Source organism: Streptomyces sp. NBC_00234 (assembly GCF_036195325.1).
GTDB lineage: Bacteria > Actinomycetota > Actinomycetes > Streptomycetales > Streptomycetaceae > Streptomyces.
This window is the reverse complement of sequence record NZ_CP108101.1, coordinates 1,063,768-1,078,203: the sequence shown is the minus strand read 5'-3', so window position 1 is coordinate 1,078,203 and position 14,436 is coordinate 1,063,768. Positions and strand designations below refer to the sequence as shown.

The 14,436-nt window shown below is 71.0% G+C and carries 10 protein-coding genes; 3 read left to right on the top strand and 7 right to left on the bottom strand.

Features of this window, described 5'->3' with window-relative positions; translation table 11 throughout:
• Positions 1-4: 4 nt before the first annotated feature.
• From OG230_RS04445 to OG230_RS04430, 4 genes are all read right to left on the bottom strand, one after another.
• Complete coding sequence (locus tag OG230_RS04445; protein ID WP_328908806.1) at positions 5-1,786, bottom strand: ABC transporter ATP-binding protein; 1,782 nt, start codon at positions 1,784-1,786, stop codon at positions 5-7.
• The gene (locus OG230_RS04440; protein ID WP_328908805.1) at positions 1,783-3,630 is read right to left on the bottom strand and encodes an ABC transporter ATP-binding protein; all 1,848 of its coding nucleotides are present in this window, start codon (positions 3,628-3,630) and stop codon (positions 1,783-1,785) included. The genes OG230_RS04445 and OG230_RS04440 overlap by 4 nt, the downstream gene beginning before the upstream one ends.
• A gap of 170 nt (positions 3,631-3,800) precedes the next feature.
• Complete coding sequence (locus OG230_RS04435; protein WP_328908804.1) at positions 3,801-6,734, bottom strand: FAD-binding and (Fe-S)-binding domain-containing protein; 2,934 nt, start codon at positions 6,732-6,734, stop codon at positions 3,801-3,803.
• A gap of 37 nt (positions 6,735-6,771) precedes the next feature.
• Positions 6,772-7,215, bottom strand: a complete 444-nt coding sequence (locus OG230_RS04430) for a MarR family winged helix-turn-helix transcriptional regulator (RefSeq protein ID WP_328908803.1) — start codon at positions 7,213-7,215, stop codon at positions 6,772-6,774.
• A 96-nt stretch (positions 7,216-7,311) separates the two neighbouring features.
• Between OG230_RS04430 and OG230_RS04425 the strand changes: the two genes are divergently transcribed.
• From OG230_RS04425 to mltG, 3 genes are all read left to right on the top strand, one after another.
• Positions 7,312-9,123: an ABC transporter ATP-binding protein gene (locus OG230_RS04425; RefSeq protein ID WP_328908802.1), complete on the top strand. Its 1,812-nt coding sequence runs from the start codon at positions 7,312-7,314 to the stop codon at positions 9,121-9,123.
• 51 nt (positions 9,124-9,174) lie between these two features.
• Positions 9,175-9,792, top strand: a complete 618-nt coding sequence (locus tag OG230_RS04420; protein ID WP_328908801.1) for a hypothetical protein — start codon at positions 9,175-9,177, stop codon at positions 9,790-9,792.
• Positions 9,793-10,160: 368 nt separating this feature from the next.
• Positions 10,161-11,009, top strand: a complete 849-nt coding sequence (gene mltG, locus OG230_RS04415; RefSeq protein WP_328908800.1) for an endolytic transglycosylase MltG — start codon at positions 10,161-10,163, stop codon at positions 11,007-11,009.
• Positions 11,010-11,023: 14 nt separating this feature from the next.
• On the opposite strand, the gene OG230_RS04410 is transcribed toward mltG, so the two are convergent.
• The 3 genes from OG230_RS04410 to OG230_RS04400 form a co-directional block, all read right to left on the bottom strand.
• Complete coding sequence (locus OG230_RS04410; protein ID WP_328911304.1) at positions 11,024-12,109, bottom strand: NAD(P)-binding domain-containing protein; 1,086 nt, start codon at positions 12,107-12,109, stop codon at positions 11,024-11,026.
• Between the two features lie 90 nt (positions 12,110-12,199).
• On the bottom strand, positions 12,200-13,408 hold the full coding sequence (locus OG230_RS04405; protein WP_328908799.1) for an LLM class flavin-dependent oxidoreductase: 1,209 nt from the start codon (positions 13,406-13,408) through the stop codon (positions 12,200-12,202).
• Positions 13,405-14,433 carry an ABC transporter substrate-binding protein gene (locus OG230_RS04400; RefSeq protein WP_328908798.1) on the bottom strand — a complete coding sequence of 343 codons (1,029 nt, stop codon included), beginning with the start codon at positions 14,431-14,433 and terminating at the stop codon, positions 13,405-13,407. The genes OG230_RS04405 and OG230_RS04400 overlap by 4 nt, the downstream gene beginning before the upstream one ends.
• Positions 14,434-14,436 lie beyond the last annotated feature (3 nt).

Here is a 14,436-nt window from a genome sequence, read left to right as displayed (position 1 = left end):
TGGATCAGCCGTGCCAGGACCGCCACAGCGCCGCGTACGCACCGTCCGCGGCCACCAGCTCGTCGTGGCTGCCCAGTTCACTGATCCGGCCGCTCTCCACGACCGCGATCACATCCGCGTCGTGCGCGGTGTGCAGCCGGTGCGCGATGGCCACCACCGTACGGCCGTCCAGCACCTTGGCCAGCGAACGCTCCAGATGCCGGGCGGCCCGCGGGTCCAGCAGCGAGGTCGCCTCGTCCAGCACCAGCGTGTGCGGGTCCGCGAGCACCAGCCGGGCCAGCGCGATCTGCTGCGCCTGCGCGGGAGTGAGCGCGAGACCGCCCGAACCGACCTCGGTGTCCAGCCCCTTGTCCAGGGCCTTCGCCCAGCCGTCCGCGTCGACGGCCGCCAGGGACGCCCACAGCTCCGCGTCCTCTGCACCGGTGCGGGCCAGCAGCAGATTGTCGCGCAGCGAACCCACGAACACGTGGTGCTCCTGGTTGACCAGGGCGACGTGCTGCCGCACCCGCTCCGCAGTCATCCGTGACAACTCCGCACCGCCCAGCGTCACTTCACCCGTGCGCGGTGCGTAGATCCCGGCCAGCAGCCGACCCAGCGTGGACTTGCCCGCACCCGACGGGCCGACCAGGGCCAGCCGCGTGCCCGGAGCCACGTCCAGGGTGACCTTGTGCAGGACGTCGACTCCGGCCCGGTAGCCGAAGTGCACCTCGTCGGCCCGGACGGCGCGACCCTCGGGGCCGACCTCGTCGTCCCCCGCGTCCGGCTCGATGTCCCGTACACCCACCAGCCGGGCCAGGGAGACCTGGGCGACCTGCAACTCGTCGTACCACCGCAGGATCAGCCCGATCGGGTCGACCATCATCTGTGCCAGCAGCGCACCGGTCGTCAGCTGGCCGACGGTGAGCCAGCCCTCCAGCACGAACCAGCCGCCGAGCAGCAGCACCGCGCCGAGGATCGTCACGTACGTGGCGTTGATGACCGGGAACAGCACCGAGCGGAGGAACAGCGTGTACCGCTCCCAGGCGGTCCACTCCGTGATCCGACGGTCCGACAGCGCGACCCGGCGGGCCCCCAGACGGTGCGCCTCCACCGTCCGCCCGGCGTCCACGGTCTCGGCGAGCATCGCCGCGACGGACGCGTACCCGGCGGCCTCCGAGCGGTACGCCGAAGGAGCCCGCCGGAAGTACCAGCGGCAGCCGACGATCAGGACCGGGAGAGCGATCAGGACCGCCAGTGCCAGCGGCGGGGCCGTCACCGTGAGTGCGCCGAGCAGCAGCCCCGCCCACACCACGCCGATCGCCAGCTGCGGCACGGCCTCCCGCATCGCGTTCGCGAGCCGGTCGATGTCCGTGGTGATCCTGGACAGCAGGTCGCCCGTCCCGGCCCGCTCCAGGACGCCCGGCGGCAGTCCGACCGACCGGACGAGGAAGTCCTCGCGCAGATCGGCCAGCATCTCCTCACCGAGCATCGCGCCGCGCAGGCGCATGGTCCGGGTGAACACGGTCTGCACGACGAGCGCGAGCGCGAACACCGCGGCGGTGCGCTCCAGATGGAGGTCCGTGACCCCGTTCGACAGGTCCTCGACCAGCCCGCCCAGCAGATACGGGCCGGTGATCGAGGCGATCACCGCGACCGCGTTCACCGAGACGAGCACGGCGAACGGCTTGCGGTGGCGGCGCAGCAGGTCGCGTACGTAACCGCGCACGGTCGTCGGTGTGCCGACCGGCAGGGTCGTCGCCGACTCCGGGGCGGCCGGGTCGTACGCCGGTGGTGCGACGCCGATCATGCCCTCTCCTCGATTTCCTCGATCACGGCGGCCCGTCCGGGCGCCGTGATCTGTTCCTGTGCGGTCAGGGCCGCCATTTCGTCCTCGGTCTCGCGTGTGACGACCGCCCGGTACCGGGGTTCGTCGCGCAGCAGTTCGCGGTGCGGGCCCACGGCCACGACGGCGCCCTCGTGGACCAGTACCACCCGGTCGGCGAGGTCGAGCAGCAGCGGCGACGAGGCGAACGCCACGGTCGTGCGGCCCTGACGCAGCCGCTTGATGCCGGCGGCCACCCGGGCCTCCGTGTGCGAGTCGACAGCGGAGGTCGGCTCGTCGAGCACCAGCGCCTCCGGGTCCGTGACCAGCGAACGGGCCAGGGCGAGCCGCTGGCGCTGGCCACCGGAGAGCGAACGGCCGCGCTCGGTGATCCGGGTCCCCATCGGATCGCCGTCCGTGTCGGGCGAAGCCTGCGCCAGCGCGTCCAGCACATCGGCGCACTGGGCCGCCGACAGGGCGTCCTCGGCGGTCACGAGACCTGAGGACGGAACGTCGAGCAACTCGCGCAGCGTCCCTGAGAGCAGCACCGGATCCTTGTCCTGGACGAGCACAGCGGTCCGTGCGCGGTCCAGCGGCAGTTCGTCCAGGGCCACGCCGCCGAGCAGCACCGACGGTGCCTTCGGCTTCGGGGCGGCGCCGTCCGGGTCGTCCTCGGTCTGGACGTGACCGCCCAGCCGTTCGGCCAGTCGCCCGGCCTCGTCGGGATCGCCGCACACCACGGCGGTGAACAGCCCCTCGGGGGCCATCAGACCGGTGGCCGGGTCGTACAGGTCGCCGCTCGGGGCCATGTCCTCGGTCGTCGAGGGCTGCTCGCTGCGATGCAGGGAAAGCACCCGGACCGCGCGCTTCGCGGACGGCCGGGAGAAGGAGTACGCCATGGCGATCTCCTCGAAGTGCCGCAGTGGGAACAGCATCAGGGTCGCCGCGCTGTATACGGTGACCAGCTGGCCCACGTCGATGCGGCCGTCCCGGGCCAGCGTCGCCCCGTACACGACCAGGGAGATCAGCAGTACGCCCGGGAGGAACACCTGGATCGCCGAGATCAGCGCCCACATCCGGGCACTGCGGACGGCGGCCTTGCGCACCTCCTGGGAAGCGCGCCGGTAGCGGCCGAGGAAGAGCTCCTCACCGCCGATGCCGCGCAGGACCCGCAGACCGGCGACTGTGTCGGAGGCCAGCTCCGTCGCCTTGCCCGCCTTCTCGCGCTGGACGTCGGCACGCCGGGTGGCCCGGGGGAGCAGGGGCAGTACGGCCAGGGCCAGGACCGGCATGGCGACGGCCACCAGCACGCCCAGCGTGGGGAGATAGACGACGAGTCCGACGCAGATCAGGACGAGCGCGGTCGCTGCGGCGGCGAAGCGGGAAAGGGCTTCGACGAACCAGCCGATCTTCTCGACATCGCCGGTGGAGACGGCGACGACCTCACCGGCGGCGACCCGGCGGGTGAGCGCCGAACCGAGCTCGGCGGTCTTGCGGGCCAGGAGCTGCTGCACCCGGGCCGCGGCGGTGATCCAGTTGGTGACGGCGGTCCGGTGGAGCATCGTGTCGCCGACCGCGATGAGCACGCCGAGCGCCACGATCAGGCCGCCCGCCCGCGCGAGGCCGCCGCCCGAGCGGTCGATGACCGCCTGGACCGCGAGACCGACGGTGAGCGGGAGCCCGGCGATGGCGCACTGGTGAAGGAGTCCCCAGGAAAGGGACTTGAGCTGTCCGGCGAGCTGATTGCGCCCGAGCCAGAACAGGAACCGTGGACCTGACCGGACATCCGGATCGCCAGGATCTGAGTACGGAAGATCGCGAATCTGCATGACGTCCCAGGGCTCGGAAGGGCGGAGGTCCGTGGACCTCGGAAACAGTGGATGGGTGGGGGACCAAACCGTGCAAGGTTCGCGTCCTGCCCTGGTCCGAGGCAAACGGTTTTCCGCGCCGGGGCCTCCCGGGGGCCAGATCCGGCCGCCGCCGTCGCGGCGTTCCGTACCTACGGGCGGGTCGCCCGCTCCAGCTCCATCAGCACCGAGTGGTACCGCTGCCCCGTCGCCCGGTCCATCCCGATCTCGCACATCCGGTTGGCCGACAGATACACGTCGTACGCACGGGCGCCGACCTCCGCCGCCTCCTTCGCGGTGGCCGAAGCCGTCAGTTCCTTGTGCAGCATGCCGCGGTCGCCCGCGAAGGCGCAGCACCCTGCGTCGTCCGGTACGACCACCTCATCGGCGCATGCCTCGGCGACCCTGCGCAGATGCCCGACGTCGCCCAGGTGCTCCATCGAGCAGGTCGGGTGCAGGACCGCCGAACCGGTCCTGCGAAGCACCGTCAGCTCCGGCAAAAGCTCGTCCGCCGCCCACACGAGCGAGTCGACGACGGTCAGCTCGCGGTGCAGCTCCCGGTTGTCCTCGGTGAGGTAGGGCACCACCTCGTGAGCGATGCCCAGGGTGCACGACGAGGCGTCGACGACCAGGGGGAGCTTTCCGCCCGCGGTCCAGCCCCAGGCGGCCTCCACCATGCGGTTGGCCATCACCCTGTTGCCCTCGTCGTAGCCCTTGGAGTGCCAGATCGTGGCGCAGCAGGTGCCCGTGACGTCGTCGGGGATCCACACGGGCTTTCCGGCGCGGGCGGAGACGGCGACGACGGCCTCGGCCAGTGAGGGCTGCTGCGGATCGGGGCCGGCGAAGATGCGGTTCACGCACGCCGGGTAGTAGACGGCGTGGGCGCCGACCCTGGACGTGCGGGGCGGCTTGCGGGCGGCGGCGCCGGGAATCTCCGGCAGCCACTCGGGCACCAGGTCCGGGCGCACGGCCTTGCGGGCGAGCCCGGTGACGGATTCCAGCAGGCGGTCGCCGATCCGGTCGGTGATGCGGTCGGCCGCGGCCACCGCCAGACGGGCCGCGGTCTCCACCGCCCCGAAGTTCTTCGCGGTCAGCGCGGCGATCCGCTCCTCGCGCGGGGAGTGCCGCCGATGACGGAAGTCCTTCATCATCGCCCCGGTGTCGATGCCGACCGGGCAGGCCAGTTTGCAGGTGGAGTCGCCCGCGCAGGTGTCCACCGCGTCGTACCCGTACGCGTCGAGCAGACCGTCCTCCACCGGGGCGCCGTCGCTCTGGCGCATCATCTCCCGCCGCAGCACGATGCGTTGGCGCGGTGTGGTGGTCAGGTCCTCGCTGGGGCAGGTCGGTTCGCAGAAGCCGCACTCGATGCACGGATCGGCGACCGCCTCCACCTTCGGGATCGTCTTGAGCCCGCGCAGATGGGCCTTCGGGTCACGGTCGAGGACGATGCGGGGAGCGAGCACTCCGTCGGGATCGATGACCTGCTTCGTACGCCACATCAGCTCCGTCGCCTTCGAGCCCCACTCCAGCTCCAGGAACGGCGCGATATTGCGCCCCGTGGCGTGCTCGGCCTTCAGCGAGCCGTCGAACCGGTCGACGACGAGCAGGCAGAAGTCGTCCATGAAGGCGGCGTACCGGTCGACGTCGGAGGGTTCCGCGGCGTCGAAGGCGAGCAGGAAGTGCAGGTTTCCGTGGGCCGCGTGGCCTGCGACCGCCGCGTCGAACCCGTGCTCGGCCTGGAGCTCCAGGAGTGCCCGGCAGGCTTCGGCGAGGCGCGCCGGCGGCACGGCGAAGTCCTCCGTGATCAGGGTCGTACCGGACGGGCGGGAGCCGCCGACCGCGGTGACGAAGGCTTTGCGCGCCTTCCAGTAACCGGCGATGGCCGCGGTGTCGCGGGTGAACGCGTTGGTGACCGAGAGGGCCGGCGTGACGAGTTCCAGACCGGCGACGACCTCGGCCGCCGCCCTCTCGTACGCCTCCTGTCCGGCCTCGTCGGGGGCGCGGAACTCCACCAGCAGCGCCGTCGTCTCCTTGGGCAGGGCCGCCCAGTCGGCCGGGACCCCCTTGACGCTGACCGAGGCACGCAGGGTGTTGCCGTCCATCAGCTCCACGGCGATCGCGCCCGCCTCGTTGAAGCGGGGAACGGCCGCGGCGGCGGCCGACAGCGAGGGGAAGAACAGGAGCGCCGACGAGACCCTGCGGTCCAGGGGCAGCGTGTCGAAGACGACCTCGGAGATGAAGCCGAAGGTGCCTTCGGAGCCGACCATCAGCCCACGAAGGATCTCCGCGGGCGTCGCACCGTCGAGGAACGCGTCGAGGCGGTATCCGTTGGTGTTCTTGATCTCGTACTTGGCGCGGATCCTGGCGGTGAGCTCCTCGTCCGCCTCGATCTCCGCCTTGAGCGCGAGCAGGCCCTCGCACAGGCGCGGTTCGGCACGGGCCAGCCGGTCGTCCGCGGCCGGGTCCGCCGTATCGACGACGGTGCCGCCGGGCAGCACGAAGGTGAGCGAGGCGAGGGTGCGGTACGAATTCCGGGTCGTCCCCGCGGTCATCCCGGAAGCGTTGTTGGCGACGACCCCGCCGACCGTGCACGCGATGGCGCTGGCCGGGTCGGGACCCAGCAGCCGGCCGTGCGCGGCGAGTGCGGCGTTGGCCCGCAGGACGGTGGTCCCGGGTCCGATCCGGGCCTGCGCCCCGCCGTCCAGGACCTCGACCCCCGTCCAGTGACGGCGTACGTCCACGAGGATGTCCTCGCCCTGGGCCTGGCCGTTCAGGCTGGTGCCCGCGGCCCGGAACACCACCTCGCGGCCCTTGCCGTGGGCGTAGGAGAGGATCGCGGAGATGTCGTCGATGTCCTCCGGGACGAGCACCACCTGGGGGAGGAAGCGGTAGGGGCTGGCGTCGGAGGCGTACCGCACGAGGTCGGAGATCTTCCACAGCACCTTGTCGGCGCCGAGCAGGGCCACCAGCTCCGAGCGCAGGGGCTCCGGCGTGCCCTGCGCCATCCGGTCGGGGACCCGGTCGTGGGACGGCGTGCGCGCCGTGCCAGGACGGAGGGATTCCGGCTTCGGTTCCAGCAGCGGCATGGCAGGTCCCCTCGGCGGTGCGGCGCTCGGCGCCGTCTCAGCAGCGGCGCTCCGGCATCCCGTCGACCAGAGCGGACAGCAGGCCGCCGAGCACCTCACGCTGATCGGCGGTCAATGGAGCAAGGATCTCCTCTGCGGCGGCCCGGCGCGCGCTGCGCAGGGACCGGAGAGTGGCGCGGCCCTCGTCGGTGATCTCGACGCGCACCACCCGGCGGCTGGCCGGGTCCGGTGCGCGGCGCACCCGGCCGCCGGCCTCCAGGGCGTCGACCAGGCTGGTCACGGCGCGCGGGACGACGTCCAGGCGCTGTGCGAGATCGGCCATCCGGGGCGGGCCGTCGTAGTGCGCGACGGTGCGCAGCAGCCGGAACTGTGCGGGTGTGATGCCGATCGGCTCCAGCTGGCGGCTCTGGATGCGGTGGAGCCTGCGGGTGAGCCGCAGCAGCTGTTCGGCCAGCAGGCCGTCGGAATCGGGGGAGTCCATGAAGGAACAATATCAGGACTCCGTTCATTGTGAGTATAGGTAACAATGAGCTATGCTCTTCGAAATTCCATTGCCGCACGTCTGCCGAAGGAGCCCATGAAACCCGACGAACCCGCGTGGACGCCCCCGCCCAAGGATGCCGCCCAGCCGCCCGCAGAGCTGCGCCGCATCTTCCGTCTCTTCCGCCCCTACCGTGGCCGCCTCGCGCTGGTCGGTCTACTGGTCGGCGCCTCGTCGCTGGTGTCGGTGGCCTCGCCGTTCCTGCTGCGCGAGATCCTCGACACCGCCATTCCCCAGGGCCGCACGGGCCTGCTCTCGCTGCTCGCCCTCGGCATGATCCTCACCGCCGTGATGACCAGCGTCTTCGGCGTGGTGCAGACCCTGATCTCCACGACGGTCGGCCAGCGCGTCATGCACGACCTGCGCACCGCCGTCTACACCCAGCTCCAGCGGATGCCGCTGGCCTTCTTCACCAAGACCCGCACGGGCGAGGTGCAGTCCCGCATCGCCAGCGACATCGGCGGCATGCAGGCGACGGTCACCTCGACCGCGACCTCGCTGGTCTCCAACCTCACCGCGGTCATCGCCACCGTCGTCGCCATGCTCGCGCTCGACTGGCGGCTCACCGTCGTCTCGCTGCTTCTGCTGCCTGTCTTCGTGTGGATCAGCCGACGGGTGGGCCGCGAGCGCAAGAGGATCACGACGCAGCGCCAGAAGCAGATGGCCGCCATGGCCGCCACGGTCACCGAGTCCCTCTCGGTCAGCGGCATCCTCCTCGGCCGCACCATGGGGCGTTCCGAATCGCTCACCAAGGGCTTCGCCGAGGAGTCCGAGCGTCTCGTCGACCTCGAAGTGCGCTCCAGCATGGCCGGGCGCTGGCGGATGTCGACGATCGGCATCGTGATGGCGGCCATGCCCGCCGTCATCTACTGGGCGGCCGGTATGACACTCCAGTCGGGTGCCACCGCCGTCTCCCTCGGCACGCTCGTCGCCTTCGTCTCGCTCCAGCAGGGCCTGTTCCGGCCCGCCGTGAGCCTGCTCTCCACCGGAGTGCAGATGCAGACGTCCCTCGCGCTCTTCCAGCGGATCTTCGAGTACCTCGACCTGAAGGTGGACATCACCGAGCCCGAGAAGCCGGTGCGGCTGGACAAGATCCGCGGCGAGGTCGCCTTCGAGGAGGTCGACTTCGCTTACGACGAGAAGAGCGGACCCACCCTCACGGGCATCGACGTCACCGTGCCCGCCGGCAGCAGTCTGGCCGTCGTCGGACCCACCGGTTCGGGCAAGTCGACCCTCAGCTATCTCGTCCCCCGGCTGTACGACGTCACCGGCGGCCGGGTCACGATCGACGGCGTCGACGTCCGGGACCTCGACTTCGACACCCTGGCCAGGGCCGTCGGTGTGGTCTCCCAGGAGACCTATCTCTTCCATGCCTCCGTCGCCGAGAACCTCCGCTTCGCCAAGCCGGAGGCGACCGACGCGGAGATCGAGGCAGCGGCCCGCGCCGCACAGATCCACGACCACATCGCCTCGCTGCCCGACGGGTACGACACCCTGGTCGGAGAGCGGGGCTACCGCTTCTCCGGCGGCGAGAAGCAGCGGCTGGCGATCGCCCGCACGATTCTGCGGGACCCTCCTGTGCTGATCCTCGACGAAGCCACGAGCGCGCTCGATACGCGTACGGAACACGCCGTGCAGTCGGCGATCGACGCGCTCTCCGCCGGACGCACCACACTCACGATCGCGCACCGGCTGTCCACGGTCCGCGGCGCGGACCAGATCATCGTCCTGGACGGTGGTCGCACGGCGGAGCGCGGCACCCATGAGGAGCTCCTCGGCCGGGAGGGCCGGTACGCGGCCCTGATCCGCCGCGACACCCAACGGGAACCGGCACCGGTCGCACAGTGAACCAGGACCCGAAGTGGGCCGCCGGACCGGCGTAGGGCATGATCGCCGCGCATGAGAGCTCTGTACGGGGTCGAACTCCCCGGATTCCGGCCTGTGGACACCGATGCCTGGGCGAATGACGACGGCGACGTGGTGACGCTGCACTTCTTCGACCTGCCCCCGGATCTGGCAGCCGGACTGGACGACGGCCCGACCCTGCGCAGCTCGCTCACCCGCTACACCGCACAGGTCGGCGGCGGGCTGATCGAAGCATCGGTGAAGAAGCTCGGTGGTGTCCCCGCCCTGCGCCAGATACTGAAGCTGCCCCTGCCCGGCGCGCCCAGCGGGCAGGCGTTCATCGGCAGCTTCACGGTGCCGCGCGCGAGATGCAGCACCGTCGTGAAGATCCAGGCCGTCGAACGTGGCATGACGGGGATGCGCGAAGCCGTGGTGCTCGCCAAGGTCGGCCCCGAGCAGTACTTCCGCCCGCATCCGTACGCCCCCGATGTCCAGGGCGGGCTTCCCTTCCATGTGGCCGACCATGCCCGGTGGGACGCCGAGTTCCCGGACCATCCGCTCAGTCGCGTGCGCAGGATCCTCGACGCACTCGCCGAGTCCGTCACGGTCGACCCCGGATTCGCCGCCCTGCCGCCCTTCGCGGGGCCGGCTGCCGGGCCGTCCCAGGGCTGAGGGGGACCGCACACGGCAGCGCCGCCGCTCCCGTGGGACGGGGAGCGGCGGCGCCGGTGGAGCGATGGTCAGACGAGCCAACCCACGAAGTGGACGACGCCGGCGAGCAGGTTGGTGAGGAAGTTCATCTGGTGTTTCTCCTTGTGCGTGGTGCATATGTGGGACTGCGCGGTCGCGGTCTGCAGCCCGTCGCTTGCGCCCTGTAATCATCAGGCTCCGCAGCGGAGTTGAGCAACGAAAACCGATGCGACCACGCGTTCGAGCGAACACCCGATTCCTTGTTCGCGTGTTCTGGTGATGCCTGTGCGGTTCGTGTCGTCCGTCGCCAGATGCCGGATTGGTGCATATGTCCGGGTTAACGTGCCCGCATGGTGAACGAGTCCCGGTCCGCCCCGCCCCGCCACAGACTCCGCCCGACCCGGCGCGGGCGGCTGGTGATGCTCATCGGCGCCGTCCTCGTCCTGGCGGCAGCGGTGCTGGTGCCCCTGCTGGTCCTCGGTTCGGATGAGGAGAAGGCGCAGGCACGCTCCCTGGTGATCCCCGAAGGGTGGCGCGCCTCCCAGGTGTACGAGGCGGCGGACAAGGCGCTCGGTCTGGCGCCGGGTTCCACGGAGAAGGCCGTCCCCACGGCCGAACTGTCGCTCCCGGACGCGGCAGGCGGCAACCCCGAGGGCTACCTCTTCCCGGCGACGTATCCCGTCGATGAGGACACGACGCCCGCGAGCCTGCTGCGCTACATGGTGGACACGGCGGTCAAGCGGTTCGGTGCGGACCACATCACCGCGGGGGCCGAGCGCAACAGCGTCTCGGTCTACCAGACGGTGACGATCGCCTCGGTCGTCCAGGCGGAGGCCGACACCGTCTCCGACATGGGCAAGGTGGCCAGGGTCGTCTACAACCGGCTGGCCCAGGACATGTCGCTGCAAATGGACTCGACGCTCAACTACGCGCTGAAGCGGTCCACCCTGGACACCACCACGGGCGACACGAAGATCGACAGCCCGTACAACAGTTACGAGCGCAAGGGGCTCCCGCCGACCCCCATCGGCAACCCGGGGGAGCAGGCCATGCAGGCGGCCATCAGTCCGCCGCCCGGACCCTGGCTGTACTTCGTCACCGTCGGGCCGGGGGACACCCGCTTCACCGACAGCTATGACGAGCAGCTCACGAACGTCGAGGAATTCAACCGCAACCGCAGCTCCGCCACCACGGGCTGAGCCCGGCGCTCGCGTCAGGCGGGGACCGGGGCGGGCTCGGCCCGACCGGCCCGGTCCAGCAGGCGCATCACCGAACGGACCGCGGCCCGTCCCGCGCGATTGGCCCCGATCGTGCTGGCCGACGGGCCGTACCCGACGAGATGGATGCGCTCGTCCCGTACCACCTGGGTGCCGTCGAGCTTGATGCCGCCGCCGGGCTCGCGGAGCTTCAGCGGGGTCAGATGGTCGACGGCCGCCCGGAATCCGGTCGCCCACAGGATCACGTCGGCCTCCACGGTCCGGCCGTCGTCCCAGGCGACCCCGGCCGGAGTGATGCGGTCGAACATCTCGATCCGGTCGAGGACTCCGCGCTCGCGCGCGTCCCGGACCGCCTCCGTGAGGGGCAGCCCGGTCACGCTCACCACGCTCCGGGGCGGCAGTCCGCGCCGTACGCGGTCCTCCACCATGGCCACGGCGGCGCGCCCCTGCTCCTCGCCGAACGGCCCGTCCCTGAACACCGGGGGCCTGCGGGTCATCCAGAACGTCTCGGCCGCCACGTCGGCGATCTCCATCAGGTGCTGGGTGCCGGAGGCGCCACCCCCGACGACGACCACCCGTTGCCCGGCGAACTCGGCGGGCCCCGCGTAGCCCGCCGTGTGCAGCTGGCGTCCCCGGAAGGTCTCCTGGCCCGGGTAGCGCGGCCAGAAGGGCCGGTCCCAGGTGCCCGTCGCACTGATCAGGGCACGGGTGGCGTACGTCCCCTCGGAGGTTTCCACGAGCAGCCGGCCGCCGTCCCCCTCGCGCACGGCGTACACCTCCACCGGCCGGTGGACCCGCAGGTCGAAGTGCTGTTCGTACGCGTCGAAGTACTCGCCGATCACCTCGGAGGAGGGCCGGGCGGGGTCGGCGCCGGTCAGCTCCATGCCCGGCAGGGCGTGCATGCCGTGGACCTTGCCGTACGTGAGGGAGGGCCAGCGGTACTGCCAGGCGCCGCCCGCCCGGGGGGCGTGGTCGAGGACGACGAAGTCGCGGTCCGGCTCCAGCCCGGCCCGCCGCAGGTGGTGGGCGCTCGACAGGCCCGCCTGCCCGGCGCCCACCACGACCACGTCCAGCTCACGCATCCCGAAGTTGTTCACGCTTCTACCAACTGCGTCCGGGTCCTGGATCTTCCCGTGCCCGGGAAGATCCAGGACTCGTCGGCCGGGTTCCGCTCAGCGGCCCCCGGCGACGAGTAGCGGAGCGCCGCCCGGGGCCGATGCCGGACGCCCGTTGGCCGCGGGCACCGAGAGCAGCGGTGAGGCCGGGACCGATGACAGGAGCCCCCGCGCCGCCAGCTCCGGCGTCACGCCCTCGCCGAACCAGTACGCCTCCTCCAGATGCGGATATCCGGAGAGCACGAAGTGCTCCACACCCAGTGCGTGGTACTCCTCGATCCGGTCGGCCACCTCCGCATGACTGCCGACCAGGGCCGTTCCCGCCCCGCCCCGTACCAGACCGACACCCGCCCAGAGATTCGGCGAGATCTCCAGCTTGTCGCGGGATCCGCCGTGCAGCGCGAGCATCCGCTGCTGGCCCACCGACTCGCTCCGCCCCAGCGCCTGCTGCGCCGCGGCGATCGTCTCGGGGTCGAGATCGCCGAGCAGCCGGTCAGCCGTCGCCCACGCCTCGCGCGAGGAGTCGCGCGAGATGGTGTGCAGCCGTATCCCGAAGCGGACGGTGCGTCCCTGCTCCTCCGCCAGCCGCCGGATCCAGTCGATCTTCTCCTTGACGGCGGCCGGGGGCTCGCCCCAGGTCAGATAGACATCGGCATGCGCCGCCGCCACCGGCCCGGCCGCGGCCGAGGAACCGCCGAAGAAGATCTCCGGCAGTGGGTCGGGCGGCAGTGCCGTCAGCGCACCGTCGACCTGGTAGTGCTCGCCCGCGAAGTCGTACGGCCGCCCGCTCCACGCGCCCTTCACCACCGACAGGAACTCGGCGGTACGGGCATAGCGCCGGTCGTGGTCCAGGTGGTCCCCGAAGCGCCGCTGCTCCGTGGAGTCGCCGCCCGTCACCACGTTGAGCAGCAGCCGCCCCCGCGTGATCCGCTGGTACGTGGCAGCCATCTGCGCGGCGAGCACGGGGGAGATGACCCCGGGCCTGAAGGCGACGAGGAACTTCAGCCGCTCGGTGTGCTGGGCCAGCGCGACCGTCGTCAGCCAGGCGTCCTCGCACCAGGTGCCGGTCGGCGTCAGTACGGCTTCGAAGCCCAGCTGTTCGGCCGCTTTGGCGATCTGGATCAGGTACTCGATATCGGGCGCGCGGATGCCGCTGACGGGAGTGATCCGGTCGCGCTTGATTCCGCCGTCGGTGTAGGCGTGCCGGTCGACCAGAGTCCGGCCGTCGCCGCCCGTCGGCAGGAACCAGTGCAGGGAGACGGTCATGAGGATGCCTTTCCGTAGGAACGCGGAGCGGTGGAGGAAGGGGGGAGATCACGGTTGAAGCGGGTGTCGACGTAGTCCTCGAAGGTGAAGCGGCGGGGAATCAGCTTCAGTTCGGCGAACGTGTCGGCGATCGCCTGTTCGGAGGCGATCGCGGCGGGATCGATGGCGACCGGGACCCGCGTGCCGTAGCTGCGCTTCACCGCGTCGAGCGCCACCTCGTACGGCAGGCCCGTCTCCTTCGCCCAGACCTTCGCCCACGCCTCGGGGTGCTTGAACACCCAGCCCTGCGCCCGCTCCAGACGCACCAGCAGGTCGCCGATGGCCCGCGACTTCTTCTTGTCCGCGAGGGCGGAGGGCGAGGCGACCTGGAAGCCGAGCCCGTTGACCACGCCTTCGCCGGTGGTCAGTACCCGGGCCTTCGTGGTGCGCAGGATCTGCGAGGTGTACGGGTCCCAGATCGCCCAGGCGTCGACCTTGCCCCGGCTGAACGCGGCCAGCGCGTCGGCGGGCTGCAGATAGTTCAGCTCGACGTCGGAGACGGACAGGCCGGACTTCTTCAGGGAGGCGACCAACTGGTAGTGGGCGGAGCTGCCCTGCGCCACCGCGATCGACTTGCCCTTGAGCTGCGCGGGGCTCTTCAGGGGCGAGTCCCCGGGAACCACGATCACCTCACCGGCCGACGAGCCATGGGTGGCTCCCACCACGACGATCTTCGAGTCGGCGCCGGCGGCGAAGACCGGCGGCGTGTTGCCGACCCCTCCTATGTCCACGGCCTTTGCGTTGACCGCTTCGAGCAGGGGTGGTCCGGAGGTGAAGGTGGACCACTTGATGCGGTAGTCGAGGTCGTCGAGCTCTCCGGAAGCGCGCAGGATGGCTTCGTAACCGCCCTTCTGGTCACCGACGTTGAGCGTGACGGCGCCCGAGCCGTCCGTGGTGCTCCCGGTGTCGGCGGAGGACGTCCCGCCGCAGGCGGCGAGCAGCAGGGTGAACGGCAGCAGCAGGGCGGGCAGGGTACGGCGTCTCATGGT

What these genes read in the sequence shown, in the direction of transcription:
- OG230_RS04445 (WP_328908806.1), bottom strand. Translation starts at nt 1,786, where the DNA reads ATGATCGGCGTCGCACCACCGGCGTACGACCCGGCCGCCCCGGAGTCG.
- OG230_RS04440 (WP_328908805.1), bottom strand. Translation starts at nt 3,630, where the DNA reads ATGCAGATTCGCGATCTTCCGTACTCAGATCCTGGCGATCCGGATGTC.
- OG230_RS04435 (WP_328908804.1), bottom strand. Translation starts at nt 6,734, where the DNA reads ATGCCGCTGCTGGAACCGAAGCCGGAATCCCTCCGTCCTGGCACGGCG.
- OG230_RS04430 (WP_328908803.1), bottom strand. Translation starts at nt 7,215, where the DNA reads ATGGACTCCCCCGATTCCGACGGCCTGCTGGCCGAACAGCTGCTGCGG.
- OG230_RS04425 (WP_328908802.1), top strand. Translation starts at nt 7,312, where the DNA reads ATGAAACCCGACGAACCCGCGTGGACGCCCCCGCCCAAGGATGCCGCC.
- OG230_RS04420 (WP_328908801.1), top strand. Translation starts at nt 9,175, where the DNA reads ATGAGAGCTCTGTACGGGGTCGAACTCCCCGGATTCCGGCCTGTGGAC.
- mltG (WP_328908800.1), top strand. Translation starts at nt 10,161, where the DNA reads ATGGTGAACGAGTCCCGGTCCGCCCCGCCCCGCCACAGACTCCGCCCG.
- OG230_RS04410 (WP_328911304.1), bottom strand. Translation starts at nt 12,109, where the DNA reads ATGCGTGAGCTGGACGTGGTCGTGGTGGGCGCCGGGCAGGCGGGCCTG.
- OG230_RS04405 (WP_328908799.1), bottom strand. Translation starts at nt 13,408, where the DNA reads ATGACCGTCTCCCTGCACTGGTTCCTGCCGACGGGCGGCGACGGCCGG.
- OG230_RS04400 (WP_328908798.1), bottom strand. Translation starts at nt 14,433, where the DNA reads ATGAGACGCCGTACCCTGCCCGCCCTGCTGCTGCCGTTCACCCTGCTG.